Origin of the sequence: Dysgonomonas sp. 521, assembly GCF_010501055.1 — a bacterium.
Taxonomy (GTDB): Bacteria; Bacteroidota; Bacteroidia; order Bacteroidales; family Dysgonomonadaceae; genus Dysgonomonas.
In genome coordinates, this window is the sequence record NZ_QVMO01000040.1 from 1 (window position 1) to 14,290 (window position 14,290).

Annotated in this window: 11 protein-coding genes; 6 read left to right on the forward strand and 5 right to left on the reverse strand. The window is 40.4% G+C overall.

Annotated elements, in window-relative coordinates; translation table 11 throughout:
• Positions 1 to 190: 190 nt before the first annotated feature.
• Both D0T84_RS12160 and D0T84_RS12165 read left to right on the forward strand, forming a co-directional pair.
• Complete coding sequence (locus D0T84_RS12160) at positions 191 to 973, forward strand: DUF5040 domain-containing protein (RefSeq protein WP_163308148.1); 783 nt, start codon at positions 191 to 193, stop codon at positions 971 to 973.
• 20 nt (positions 974 to 993) lie between these two features.
• Positions 994 to 1,629 (forward strand): 4'-phosphopantetheinyl transferase superfamily protein, encoded by a 636-nt coding sequence (locus D0T84_RS12165; RefSeq protein ID WP_163308149.1) that lies wholly within the window; start codon positions 994 to 996, stop codon positions 1,627 to 1,629.
• Here D0T84_RS12165 and D0T84_RS12170 read toward each other — a convergent pair.
• From D0T84_RS12170 to D0T84_RS12190, 5 genes are all read right to left on the reverse strand, one after another.
• Positions 1,617 to 2,021: a hypothetical protein gene (locus tag D0T84_RS12170; RefSeq protein WP_163308150.1), complete on the reverse strand. Its 405-nt coding sequence runs from the start codon at positions 2,019 to 2,021 to the stop codon at positions 1,617 to 1,619. The genes D0T84_RS12165 and D0T84_RS12170 overlap by 13 nt on opposite strands.
• 260 nt (positions 2,022 to 2,281) lie before the next feature.
• A complete protein-coding gene (locus D0T84_RS12175) occupies positions 2,282 to 2,482 on the reverse strand; it encodes a hypothetical protein (protein WP_163308151.1) in 201 nt (66 codons plus the stop codon).
• 7 nt (positions 2,483 to 2,489) lie between these two features.
• Positions 2,490 to 4,253 carry an erythromycin esterase family protein gene (locus D0T84_RS23305; RefSeq protein ID WP_163308152.1) on the reverse strand — a complete coding sequence of 588 codons (1,764 nt, stop codon included), beginning with the start codon at positions 4,251 to 4,253 and terminating at the stop codon, positions 2,490 to 2,492.
• A 27-nt stretch (positions 4,254 to 4,280) separates the two neighbouring features.
• Positions 4,281 to 4,967: a DUF6146 family protein gene (locus D0T84_RS12185; RefSeq protein WP_163308153.1), complete on the reverse strand. Its 687-nt coding sequence runs from the start codon at positions 4,965 to 4,967 to the stop codon at positions 4,281 to 4,283.
• Between the two features lie 858 nt (positions 4,968 to 5,825).
• A complete protein-coding gene (locus tag D0T84_RS12190; RefSeq protein ID WP_163308154.1) occupies positions 5,826 to 8,036 on the reverse strand; it encodes a bifunctional (p)ppGpp synthetase/guanosine-3',5'-bis(diphosphate) 3'-pyrophosphohydrolase in 2,211 nt (736 codons plus the stop codon).
• 542 nt (positions 8,037 to 8,578) lie between these two features.
• On the opposite strand from D0T84_RS12190, the gene D0T84_RS12195 reads away from it, so the two are divergent.
• The 4 genes from D0T84_RS12195 (at position 8,579) to pyk (ending at position 12,750) form a co-directional block, all read left to right on the forward strand.
• Positions 8,579 to 9,187 carry a hypothetical protein gene (locus D0T84_RS12195; protein ID WP_163308155.1) on the forward strand — a complete coding sequence of 203 codons (609 nt, stop codon included), beginning with the start codon at positions 8,579 to 8,581 and terminating at the stop codon, positions 9,185 to 9,187.
• Between the two features lie 245 nt (positions 9,188 to 9,432).
• Complete coding sequence (locus tag D0T84_RS12200; RefSeq protein ID WP_163308156.1) at positions 9,433 to 10,695, forward strand: PLP-dependent transferase; 1,263 nt, start codon at positions 9,433 to 9,435, stop codon at positions 10,693 to 10,695.
• 104 nt (positions 10,696 to 10,799) lie between these two features.
• Positions 10,800 to 11,228, forward strand: coding sequence for a type II 3-dehydroquinate dehydratase (aroQ, locus tag D0T84_RS12205; RefSeq protein ID WP_163308157.1), 429 nt, complete (start codon positions 10,800 to 10,802; stop codon positions 11,226 to 11,228).
• A gap of 55 nt (positions 11,229 to 11,283) precedes the next feature.
• Complete coding sequence (gene pyk / locus D0T84_RS12210) at positions 11,284 to 12,750, forward strand: pyruvate kinase (protein ID WP_163308158.1); 1,467 nt, start codon at positions 11,284 to 11,286, stop codon at positions 12,748 to 12,750.
• Positions 12,751 to 14,290 lie beyond the last annotated feature (1,540 nt).

The window sequence follows — 14,290 nt, forward strand, 5'->3', positions numbered from 1 at the left end:
TTTTCAAATATGGACTTAATCACATAATGCAAGTGTTGTTAAATGCTAATAATCAGAATGATATTGATATCTTTAAATTTTTGTCATGTACTTAGAAAATATTTATTAAAAAACTCCGTGAAACTCCTTTTACTCCGTGGTTTTATAAAAGTCGAAGCGACTTCAAAAGAATAAAACAGAAAAAGTACGTATGAAAAAAGTATTATTATGCTTGGCCTTACTCATAGGGTTATCAGGCATCAATGCCCAAACTACAGGAAAAAGTAAATACACTATTTTATTGACAGGCGCATCATTTGCCTCGTCTAACAACGGATGGTTCGAATTAGGATGTAAGGAGCTGGATGCGAAATCTTTGAATAAGGCAGTGCCCGGCACAGCCATAGCGGATGCAGCCAACCTGATGGCAACGCAAGAGTTATATAGCCGCGAAGAACTTGAAGAAATTGACGCCCTTGTTATTATGCATGTACATGATAAAGATGTAGCCAGCGAAGCAGGACTAAAGAAGACGTTTATGGATTATCCTGTGCCGTTTGACAGGTCTAATTATGCCGCGGCATACGACTATGTGATCAAGCGTTATATTTCGGAATGTTACAATCTGAAGTTCGACAAGAACTCGAAATATTATAACACCCCAAGCGGTAAGCCCGTAATCGTGGTTTTGTGTACACACTGGCATGATGTACGCACCATATTCAATCCGGCGGTGCGCAAGCTGGGCGAAAAATGGGGATTCCCGGTAGTCGAGTTTGACAAGTATATCGGATTTTCGAAAAACTCGCCGCATCCCGTTACAGGAGAACAGTACAGCATCCTGTATTCCCGCAATAATGAGACTATAGGCGGAGTAGAATACGGATGGCATCCTTATGAGGGAGAGAACCAGTATATCCAGCAACGGATGGCTGCCATTTTTGTCGATTTGATGAAAAAAGTTTTACCTTTGGAAGCAGATAGTAACCGATAAATATATAGGCCTGCGACCTTATGTTATATTTCAAGAATTACATAACGGATTCTACATTGTTAGGAATATGGATAGTAGAGGAGGACAGGCAAGGACTGCTCTCCCTGCTCTCCCGTCACGACTGGATTCAGAACATATACACTGTAAGGTCTGAATCGCGTGTTCTGGAAATCCTGTCGGCACGCGTACTGATAAAGGAACTTACAGGAGAGGAAAAAGAGGTTTATTACAATAAAAGCGGTAAACCCTTTTTGGCTGATGACTCTTATTATATCAGCGTATCGCATACCAAAAAGTATGTCGCGGTAGCGATCAACAAAGAGAAGCCTGTCGGCCTCGATATAGAATACATTTCCGAAAAGATAAGGCGCGTACAAAGCCGCCTGGTAGGAGAAGGCGAATACATCGACTCCGGAAACGAACTGGCGCACCTGTTGCTTCACTGGTCGGCTAAAGAGGCCATGTTTAAGTTTCTTGACGCAGAAGGGGTAGACTTCCGGAAGCACTTGTTCGTCAGTAAATTTACTCCGCAGGAAGAAGGTATATTTTCGGCAAAGGAAGTTCGCTCATCCAAAGAGATTGACTTCAAGGCCTATTATAAGGTGGGGAAAGAATTTGTTATGGTCTGTATCGAAGAAGAAGATCAGAAACCATAATATACATAACGTCCTTTATATTGTCCTTTCTCTATAACCCACACGACTATATAGCCCCCAGCCCCGTCACTGTTTGTGCTTTGCAGGTAAAGTATATCATTATCCTTATCATGATTGGCTTCTGTATTTTCTAAATTCGGATTATACAGGTTCTCTAAAGCCGATTGCGGAAAATCTATATTTTTTTTACCCAGACGGATCGAGATGGATTTATATTCTCTTTTGGGTATTTCGCCATCCGTACCCCATATCTCCTTACCGTTTATCTTATAAACAAAGCCGTCTTTTCTGCTGATTTTATTTTGCATAGGGTCAAAGTCTGTTTGGGTCAGGGTTATAACGATAGAGTCTATTTCTAATACAGCCTTCTGTTCCTGAATAGCATCAATCATTTTGAAAGGAATTGAATCAAAACCGGATAAATCAAACAATCTGGATTTATGGATATATTGCCCGCGATTTTCCCCATCTTTAGTAACTGTTTAAATTTTATTCGTTCAAATTTTTAGAGATGTTTTAGAGATGCTTTTTTCTTCCTCGAAACGATAATAGCGGGCTATTTGAGTTGAGAGAAAGGAAAAAACAGCCGAAAACAGACTAAAAATGAACGAAGAAAAAGGTATAATAAAATATTCGTATAAAATTTAAACAGTTACTTAGTATAGTCAATACTTTCCCATCCATCCACATCTCCATAGCGATAAACGACTTCGCCGGAAGACAACTTATCTACAATCCGTTTGTCTTTATCACGCACATTCACATATCCATCCTTATCTACAACAATGGCCAATTGTGAAAAGGAGTCCTGAATAGCGAAAAACATTATTAGTAAAAGGATATATCGTATCATATTCTGATTAGTAACTCTTCAGTAATTTCGACGGAGTGGATTTGTTGATAAATATAATCAGGTCGTAGTCATTTACTATATCCGATTCATGAAACTCGTTATCAGTCTTCAATGCCCCGGTTGTTCTAAACGGTAATTTAGAATGGAGCCATTTTACATTCTCTTTTTTATTTTCCCTGACTTTGCGTAGGTCTAAAATGAATATAGGATAATCTACTTTGTTGAAATAATACTCATAAGTGCCCGGATAAGCAGCCTGTGCTTCATAAGCAGTTAGTCCGTTGCCTCCCATTGCAGTATAGCTGCCTTCATAGAACGTAAATCCTATATTGATATAATTGCCTAGTAATTCTCTCGACAGGTGGTGTCCCATTGCCGTGCCACCTTTCGATATATGAGCGTTATGCCCCCATATCACAAATTTTGATTCGGGCTTGTAATGATTCATAAGCCACAGGAAATTGTCGGCCATAGCCTTATCCCTGCCCTCATCGCTGGTATCCAGAGACTGCGTAATGACTCTGATTTGTTGTATTAGCCAGTCTTTCTCTTCCTTCGATTTTTCTGATTTTTCTATTTGTATAGATATCCTGTTGTTAAGTTCATCAATATTTTTCTTTAACGCAGGAGGTACAGAGTCATGAAAAGCCTTATTTTTCATTATCCTTTGCATATTTTCCGACAGCTTATTTTCCAGGGATTTAATCAGGGGTAGTGTCGCTTTATCGCTTAAGAAAGATTTTCTTAGTTCATCTATTGCACCCTGATATATCTGCATATCGAAACCTGTAAACACCATCTTATTGCCTGCCTCATTGTGTTTCTTCATCCAGGTTGTAAAGTCATACATCTCCTGTGTATTCCATGTCCAGAAGGACAAATTATCCAATAATGCGTTTACACTGTCAGCTTCATTGATTGTATATTCATTTATATTATGAGCTTTGGCCATATCCGCCTCTAAAGAGAAAATATTGAAATCTTTTTTCTCTGCCAGATATTTAATGATCCGGTGTTTCATCCTGAATATCTCGCTAGAGCCGTGAGTAACCTCCCCCAGGGCAACCACTCTAGCATCTTTTATCAGGTAATTCAGCTCTTTCAGGTCATCATCCGATGTGTCGTCAGGGTTATATGATTTTAGCGGATGAAGGTTGCTTTTCAGCCATACCAACTCACTGATGGCTGGCTCACCTCCTTTTTTATCGATGAATTTTTCGCCATCGATATATACCTCAAAATTATTGAACCATGCAACTCCTTTGCCATTGAGTACACCTGCAAAATTGAAGCCTTCGGCATCTTCGGAAATCAATTTCTCTACAGACATCTCTGTCCAGTCCGCGGTACCCGTTATGGCTGTCTCTTTCCACTCTGCAAAATCCATCGGCCCATATGGTTGGTTTATCCCGCACCATAAGCCTGCATGGCCGGAGGTAACGTTATCGGTTTTAATACGGGCTTTTATCAGCACCTTCTTCCCCTTAATAATATCTACAGGTATATGGTTGTTTATCATACCAAAATCGCCGGGTTGCGGAATTGCGCTATATATCTTCATCGCATAGGTTTGTCCATCGGGGTTCAGCATTCTCCTGATGTCATAGCCGCTTTCTCCCAGAAACCATCTTTCAGGTTTTTCTGTTCCGGATATTGTCTCTTTGAAGTCTAAATTAAGAAAAGGTAATCTACTATCTGAACTTATATTTCTCTTACATCCCGATAAAAGAATAAGGCATAATAGAATATTAACAAACAGGTATTTATTCACGGTGGTATGGTTTTACGATATTAATAATTATAAGTTTGCAAAGATACGGTTATTTAACAAAAAAATCCGATGTTCTTTTTCCATAAATTTAAAGAACATATACAGGCGGTATTCAAACTCCAGACCGTAATGTATTTTAGAGTCATAATCGATATTCACTTCATAAATATCGGGGTTATAATGCAAGGGCTGGTTATGGCGGTAGTTCCATTCATTTACCATAAATTGATTCTTTGTTTTCAGTGAGGATATTGAATAATATTCTTTAGGCTTTTGTGTCAGTATAAAAGTTTCGTAGCCGGGCTCGAAGACTTCTACTTCATATAATTCAGGATCAACAGAAGTATTGCCTTTTGTAGTTATTAATACTACACCTTCAAAACGATTAGAAAATATTGATGGCGGATTCTCCTTCATTATAGAAATAGACTCTATACTTTCAGCATTTAAATTACGTAAACTATCCGGATGCATAATTAATCCATCAACGATATATAAGGGCGGACTATTTGTAATTGTTGGCATATCTACAAAAGAGCCATTCCATTTAACCGGTTCGCCAGGTATATGTAGTTTGACAGAATTGTAAGATATTGGGTAAACTGCTAATACTTTCATCCTATTCTCTATCCTTATATCTGCATCAGAGACTTCTCCCTGCCCGAAGCATAAACACGGAATAACGAATAATAAAACAATAATCATCTTTCTCATAGCAGCACAGTTTATGTAGGTTGCTTTTTCAAATATAGTTATTTATGTGAATCAGTATTTCGTTTTGTTTAAATTATGTGTTCTTTTATTTTTTACACAAAGGCTATCCTAGGCTAAATACATTAGTTGCAGCTCCCTACTGCCGCGCCCTCCCGGGCTTGTCCCTTCTTTTGGCATTGCCCAAAAGAAGGCAAAAGGCTAGTGCTTTGTCCCTCGGCGACCCACCAACGGCTTGCCGGCTAAACGGGACGAAACTCGCCTTCGGCTCGGACAACATCCCGTTTCACGCCGCCTGCACCGGGTGGGTACCCCGCCTGCGGAACTTATGCACGGAGTCGCAACGCAACGTCAAGACAGAGGATAGACCCTGCAAATCAGGCGTCAGCCAGCGCCGTTAGCAAGCGTACGGGGTACCCACCCGGTGCAGGCGGCGTANAGGCGGCGTAGAATGAAGTGCGGGCGCTTTTAAGCATCGTCTGCCAATTATCGCAATGATGAATCTTTCATCACTTCATTCAGCCGGCCAGCCGATGGTGGGTCGTACGGCAAAGCGGGGCGCAATGCTTTTTTGCTTACTTTTGGAGCTTTGGCCAAAAGTAAGGTAAGCAATCTGCGATTGCGCGCAGGATAAAAAATAAAAGAACATTTAACTTATCAACTACTGATTGATATTATTTATAACAAAAATAGCAGAAAAAACGGGACTGCCTCTAAAGTCTGTCATTCCGCGCCTGACATGGAATCTCCCAAGAAGCCAGCCTGGATTATGAGGGTTTGCAGGTCGGGCCCGCAATGACAATTACTCTTTTTTTTGACTTTTGGTACCTCCCCATCTCAGTTCTTTTTGCAGAAAGGTTGTTAACTCAGCCGGCTGACCTCCTTAACTCCTTTTACTGTCTTTAGCTTCTTTATCAGTCCGTTCAGCATATCCGTGTTATTCAGCATTACGGAAACATTTCCCTGAAACAACCCGTCATTGGAATCGATGCTGATAGAACGCATATTGATACCGTTCTCCTTGGCTATGATAGATGTCAGGTTGTTGATAATGCCAATATCGTCATTGCCGATAACACGGAGAGTGACAGTGTAAGTAGAGCCCGACTTACCCGACCACTTGGCAGGAATCACGCGGTAAGCAAAACGCGAAAACATATCCTTCGCGTTCGGGCAGTTCATCCGGTGAATCTTTATTCCCTGCGATGATACAAACCCAAAAATCTCATCCCCATAAATAGGGTTACAACATTTTGCCAGCTTGTAATCCACACCTGTCAGGTTCTTGTCAATAATCAGTTCTTCCCGTTGTGACGATTCTTTCTTAGGGTCAGGGGCATGAACGACGTAATTCTCAGCGCTTACAGCTTCATGCCTTTCGTGCTGCTCGGTTTCTTTCTTCTCCAGTTCCAGATACTGGTCTATTACCGTATTCACATCAAGGCTTTCTTCAGCTATCTTGATATAAAAGTCTGTAATCGTTTTGAATCCGAGTTTCTTAATCAACCGCATCATAATAGACTCGTTAAGTTCTATCTTGCGGTTCTTTACCCGGCGTTTAAGCTGTTCTTTGGCTATCTCAACCTGCTTGTTCGCCTCTTCTTTCAGGCTCTGGCGTATTTTGTTTTTCGCTTTCGAAGTTACTACAAAGTTGAGCCAATCCTGCTTCGGCGATTGGTTCGGCGAGGTCAGTATCTCTATCTGGTCTCCGTTTTTCAGTTTATGGCGGATCGATACATTTCGACCGTTTACCTTACCCGATACGCAGGTAGACCCGATACGGGAATGGATGGAAAAAGCAAAATCGAGAACAGATGCCCCATAAGGTAATTTATGCAAATCCCCTTTCGGTGTAAACACATAGATTTCTTCGTCATAGAGATCCAGCTTGAAATTTTCCAGTTTTTCATCTGTGCCCAGATTTTTGTTTTCCAGCATTTCGCGTAACCCTGTCAGCCAGTCATCCATCTTCGACTGGCTTTTTACGCCCTTGTACTTCCAGTGGGCGGCAAGTCCACGTTCGGCTATTTCGTCCATCCGGCGTGTACGTATCTGCACCTCTACCCAGCGCGACTCATGTCCCATCACAGTGGTATGCAGCGACTCATAGCCGTTGCTTTTGGGTATGGAGAGCCAGTCTTTCAGGCGCTTCGGGTTAGGCGTGTACAGGTCGGTTACTATCGAATAAGCCTGCCAGCACTCGGCTTTCTCCTTATCTAAAGGGGAGTCCAGTATAATGCGTATAGCAAACAGGTCGTAGATGGATTCGAAGTCTATCTTCTGTTTCTTCAGCTTATTGTTTATCGATGATATGGACTTTACCCGTCCTTTAATATCATATTTCAGTCCGGTTTCTTTCAGTTTGGCGTCTACCGGGGCTATAAATTCGGCAATGTATTTGTCACGCGAAGCCTTGCTCTCGCTTATTTTTCCCACCACGAAATTGTAAGCCTCCCTGTCGGTATATTTCAGGTAGAGGTCTTCAAGCTCCGTTTTTATATTATACAGCCCTAGCTTGTGAGCCAACGGGGTATACAGGTACGAAACTTCAACAGCCAGTTGCAGACGGTATTGTTCGTTGTACTTTTCAGCATTGCGGATGCGGTGCAGGCGGCTGGCCACCTTGATAAGGATTACCCGCATATCTTCGGCCAGCGTAATCAGCAGTTTGATATAATTGTCCGAAGCGATAGCCGATTCTGTTACTTCCAGCGCATTGATTTTTATCAGTCCGGCAACGATATTGGCAATGTCTTCGCCAAACACCTTCGAAACCTCATCGAGCATTACAGACTTGTGCATTACCGGGCGATAAAGAAGCAATGCCAGTATGGAAGCACTCTTTAAACCAAGTTCCTCCATCAGGATAATGGTAGTGCTTACGGTCAGGTCGGTAATACTGCCAATCTTTTCGTCTTTGGCATAAACACCGTCAGTCAGGGCTTTTTTTACAACTTTCCTGATTTTTTGAAGTTCATCGGGCGTAAGATGGGTATCCAGCCCTTTTACCAGTCTTTTAAACTTGGAATAAGTTAGTCCGGCATCGTTGTATGTGGGGTAATTGCTATTCATCTCCTATTACAAATGCTGAGTATAAGTAATAAATTGACAGGCACAGAATATTATAACCATTTTATCTCCTATCCGGCTGTAAAATTAACTCTTTTTTGAATGTAATGCGTATTTTTTATAACAGATGTTTTTATTCTTTCATATTTAGAAACTTTATGTATTTGGGGCGTCATTTAATCAATAAAGGATTTTAACTTTGCTTTCATTAATAGAGTTTATATTCAATAAGATTATATATGGTTTATTCTCTGTGATTTAATTGCCTCCTGCTTTAGCTGGAGGATAATAGTCTAATCAGATAATGGCTTTAGCCAAAATGTTTTGACTAAAGTCGTTTTCTATCTGTATTATTATCCACGACTTGAAAGTCGTGGCAACTAAAACTCCTAAAAATATGCATCTTACTCTTTTATTGAATATAAACTCTAATATTTAACATAATTATTCTAAAGAATAGAGCTTGTAGGGGCAAATGTATAATTGTTTAAAAGTCAAACCAATATCATTCTATTTGATAGAGTATCTAATTTAAATGACATAATATGAAATCGAACGATTTTGCCAAACTCGAAAAAAATTACGACTTCAAAAGAAGTTATTTCAATAATACACTGTGGTGGAAAACTTTATCGATGCTACCGCCTGTTCTGCTTCTCTTTGTAGGATTGGTCGGCATTTTATACCTGTTCAATAGCGATATGCTGGTATCATGGTATGTTATTCCCTATCTGCTGTTATTCATCGTTGGCACTATCTGGCTGAAAGCGATGAAGAAGTACATACTGAAGGCATCGATGGCCGCCGAAGGGGCTTTTCATATTTGCCTCGCCGCGCCTATAGGCGATAAAGATAATTACACGTATGCCATATTCGTAAATAATAACCGCAGGCATGATAAGTATTATATTACCAATCTCGCAAAAGAGATATCACTCCATGATCTTTTGGCAAAGAATAATGCTCCGTTTAAAAAGGAAGCCATATCCGTACATGATGAAGAAAGCGGATACGACATATATGTAAAGGCATATCCGAAAAAGGAAATCAGTAAACGGAACGCGGGATGGAGCCTCGCCGAAGGTTATTTCCCTGTGCTGTATATAAATAGTAAAGGTGTTCCTGTAATAAAGAGGAGAGACTTAGTGCAGTGAACAGTCAACAGTGAAGGTGATCCCTTCGTCCTTTCGGATTATAAATCCGAAAGTTGTTGGTAGCGGATTTAAAATTTGCAGTTAATAAGCCATTGGATTATAAATCTGATGAGGCAGAAGAACAGAGTAGAGTAAGCAGTAAACAAAATTCAAAATTATGATTACTGTTAATTATTTACTGTTTACTGCAAACTGCAAACTGTTTTTTATACTTTTGATGCTCAATTAATCAAAGAATATAATTTATGTTCGAAAAAGACTCACAAAACAAGAAATTTTCCACCCGTATTATCAGTGAGAAATTTTCTAAAAAAGATGTACATGGAGCAATTTCCTTGCCCATCTATCGCAACGCGGCATTTGAGTTTCCCGATTCGGAAAGTATCGCTGCCGCTTTCCAATACAAAGAAGAAATAGTATCGCACACCTATACACGCATAACGAACCCGTCTGTCGAAAACCTCGAACGGAAAATAAAAACGGCATCGGGTGCCGAGAATGTTATGATGGTAGCATCCGGTATGGCTGCCATATCCAATGCATTTCTTAGTATAGCTTATGCCGGGAGTAATATTGTGACCTCCCCGCACCTCTTTGGCAATACATTTTCGCTTTTCAAATTTACACTGGCTGCATTCGGAGTAGAGGTACGGTTTGTAAACACGGATAATATTGAAGAAATAGCTGCGGCAATAGATGAAAACACCTGCGCTTTCTTCTGTGAACTGATAACAAACCCGCATCTCGAAATAGCCGACCTGCCCGAAATATCAAAAATACTGAAAACCAGGAATGTACCCATGATAGTGGATACGACCATCGTCCCTTGGTGTGGCTTCGATGCGCGGAAGGCAGGCGTAGATATAGAAGTTGTATCTACTACAAAATATATATCGGGTGGGGCAACCAGCATTGGCGGCGCCATTCTCGATTATGGCACTTTCAACTGGGAACATAATAAGCGTTTGGCTAGTGTAGCCAATACCGGGACCATGTCACAGTTCTCTTTTAAACTGAAACGTGAAATTGCCCGCAATATCGGCGCGGCTATGGATCCTGATACGGCTTACCAGCAATCGCTCGGCATGGAGACTTTGCAACTCCGTTTTGAAAGAATGTCTGAAACAGCTTATCAGCTTGCCCAGTTTTTATCTGCCGAAGAAAAGGTTGTAAAAGTGGGTTATACCAGACTGGATTCCTCCCCTTATAAAACGATCTCCGATAGATTATTCACAGGAAATCCCGGGGCTATGCTCACTTTCAGCCTGAAAGACAAAAAGACTTGTTTCGGATTTATGGACAGGCTGCAAACCATACGCCGGGCAACGAACCTCTTTGACAATAAAACCCTGATAATACATCCCGAATCGACCATCTATGGTACATTCGCACCGGAGATGAAAGAGATGATGGGTATCGAAGATAATTTGATGAGGCTATCTGTCGGATTAGAGGATTTTAGCGACTTGCGCGATGATATTTTGCAAGCATTGTGTAAACAAAACTAATCTTCATTTTTAATTGTTATAAGATTATATCATTCAAATAAAAAATAGTACTTTTGTGCTCTGATTGAATAAAACGCAAAAAATGGGGCTAAATAGCTGATATAATGAAGGTATTGATACTGAATGGGCCAAATTTGAATCTGCTGGGGAAAAGAGAACCTGAGGTTTACGGGAATATTTCTTTCGAGACATATTTTGCAGGGCTTCAGAAGGAGTACCCTGATTGCGAATTGTCTTATTTTCAGTCGAATCATGAAGGTGCTATTATAGACAAGATACATCAAACCGGATTCACCTACGATGGCATAGTGCTCAATGCGGGAGCATATACGCATACATCCGTAGCCATTCACGATGCGATAAAGGCTGTAACTACTCCGGTAATAGAGGTACACATCTCAAATATCCATACCCGTGAGGAATTCAGGCACAAATCGATGATTGCCGCGGCCTGCAAAGGCTCTGTTGTCGGATTGGGGCTGTTGTCATATAATCTTGCGATTGACTATTTCCTGAAAGCTGACAAGAAATAGGATTGCGCGATTAAGTATTTTAAAATGAACTATATATTTAAATAAAATTCCATTTATGACTCAGAAAAAAACGAAAATTGTAGCTACAATTTCAGACATGCGTTGTGATGTTGATTTTATTCAGGCATTGTATAATGAAGGAATCAACGTTGTAAGGATGAACTCTGCTCACATGACAGAAGAAGGGTTCGTTAAAGTAATGACTAATGTACGTACCGTATCGTCACACATCGGTATTATGATGGACACCAAAGGTCCGGAAATACGTACGACAGCTACAGCTTCAGGTGAGAAAATTCCGGTGAAAACAGGAGACAAAATCAAAGTTATAGGCGATCTCAACTTCCTGTCTACACCTGAGCAAATTTCACTTTCTTATCCCAGCATTGTTCAGGACGTACCCGTAGGTGGCACTCTTTTGATCGATGACGGGGAAACTGCATTGAAAGTTATCGATAAAACAGCTGAATATTTACTTTGCGAAGTGCAAAACGATGGTACGATAGGTAGCCGCAAGAGTGTAAATATACCGGGAGTGAAGGTAAACCTTCCTTCGATTACTGAAAAAGATAGAAGAAGTATTGAAATCGCTATCAAGAATAAGGCTGATTTTATCGCTCACTCTTTCGTAAGAAATAAGCAAGATGTATTAGACGTACAGAAGATTTTGGACGAGCATAACAGCTCTATGAAAATCATCGCTAAAATCGAAAATCAGGAAGGTGTCGACAATATTGACGAGATCTACGAAACAGCATATGGTGTGATGGTTGCCCGCGGCGACCTCGGTATCGAAGTTCCACAGGAAAAAATACCGGGAATCCAACGCCTGCTTATCCGTAAGGCCGTAGAATATAAGAAACCGGTTATCGTAGCAACTCAGATGTTGCATACAATGATAGAAAATCCACGCCCTACACGTGCCGAAGTAACAGATATCGCGAACGCGGTATATTATGGAACTGACGCTGTGATGCTTAGTGGCGAGACTGCTTACGGTAAATATCCGATCGAAGCTGTTCGCGCAATGGCTCAAATCGCTGCCGCCGCCGAACAATCGAAACTGGATGAAAAAGCGATGCCTGTTCCGTTCAAGGATAAAGAATACGGACGTACTTCATTCCTTGCAAAACAAGCCGTTAAGTCTTGCAACCAACTAGGAGTGAAAGCTATCGTAACCGACAGTATGACAGGCCGTACAGCCCGTACACTTGCAGCATTCCGCAGCAAATCTCCTGTATACGCTTTCTGTAACAGGGAAGAAGTTGCCCGCTGGCTATCCCTTAGCTATGGTGTAGATCCACACTTCCAGGAAGATGCAGGTCTTACTAAAAACCATAAGGAATATTTCATGAGAGCATTGAACCAGCTTAAGTTAGACGGAGTATTAAGCTCTGGAGACTATGTAACTTACCTCAGCGGTTCTTTCTCTGACGGTAAAGGTGGTACATCTTTCCTCGAAATAGAAAAAGTAGGTTCAGTGATTGAGCAAGGCGAAAAATATTTCGTTCCGGTAGACTAAAAACAAAAATAATGAATTAAAAGTCAGAAACTGTTTCAATTTTATTCGTTCTAATTTTTAGAGATGTTTATTTACATACGCTTCGCTCCTGTGACCGCTGGTTGAGTTGAGAGAAAGGAAAAAACAGACTAAAACAGACTAAAAATGAACGAAGAAAAAGGTATAATAAAATATTCGTATAAAAATTAAACAGTTTCTCATTATTTCCCTATAAAAAAGAGATGGTAACAACATTGTTGCCATCTCTTTTTCGTTTTATATTAATGGATCGAAATGATAGGACAAAAAAAAATTGTTCAACCTCTATCGGAAGTCTGCAATACGCCCCTACATGAGCCTGAAAATAACTTTATGAATTTTGAGGTTAGCCCTGCTCAGAATTATAGTATATATCCAGAGTTACGGCATCAAAATCGGGCAGGTTTTTTAGAGTAGATGACAAAAAAAGTACCGCATAGCGGTCTTTGGTTGCCTTTAGAGGAAATTATGATATGTGAATTTTTGCTTACATTTGCTACTTGTTAAAGCAAAAAACGGAGTCTGTCTCTTTATAAGTGACGGACAACCTGTTGAACTTATGACTGCAAATATAGGGCATCTCACCCTTTAATTTGTTGCTTATTTCCGCACAATTATTATCCAATCACGCCTAAATGCCCGTTTTTTAAGCTTTTTTTAGTATCTGCAAACACTCGTTTTTCTTACAACTTTTTCCTTGTAAGATGCTTATTTACAGGTGTTTTACAAATGTTTGACAAATGGCTTAACGGGAAGTCGGATTTTTCTCTTTAAATCTGCTTGTATTATACTGATATACAGATTGTTATTCGGTGGTGATGGCGGCAAATCACTACTTTTTTGTTTGACAAATGTTGCACAAAGCTTTTTCATTTCATTTTTCAGCCTTGTAATTCATTGCTATACAGTGGTTTACAAAACGTATTTTCCGCTGTCTGTCACTTATAAAGAGACAGACTCGAAAACCTATCAGGAGACACTTCTTGTTTTTTGGCAAGAAGGCATATAAAGACGGTAGAAACGAAGCAAATAACAAATGTATTCACAACTACATTTCTATAGGAATATAGTATATCGCTATATACACAGAGGTCATATATCGTGCCCATCCGGTATATGTCCGGGAATGGGTATTTGCCTTTTTACTGCAAATATAGAAAAAGAAATAACAAATATAATTAAAAATCTAACATCCGGGGAGGGAACATCCGTATTGTCTTGTTTGTCTTCAACGTTATCTTATTTGTCTTCAATCGGTCTTTTACTGCTTGTGAAAGTCGTAAAAGAATACCTCCCCGTAATACACCCCCTCCTGCCTCCCCCAATAGGGGAGGTAGCGCGAGGCGGTCAAACCACCCCACCCGGCCTCCCCAAAAGGGAGGAGTGGCAATGGGTCAATACAAATATAAACCTAATTATAATAAACAGAGCCTCTGCTTCTTCCTCTCTTTTGGAGAGGGTTGGGGTGAGGTGTATTATTCATCTTTCCATCTCTCCTGTCTCCTCCCCTTTTGGGGGAGGC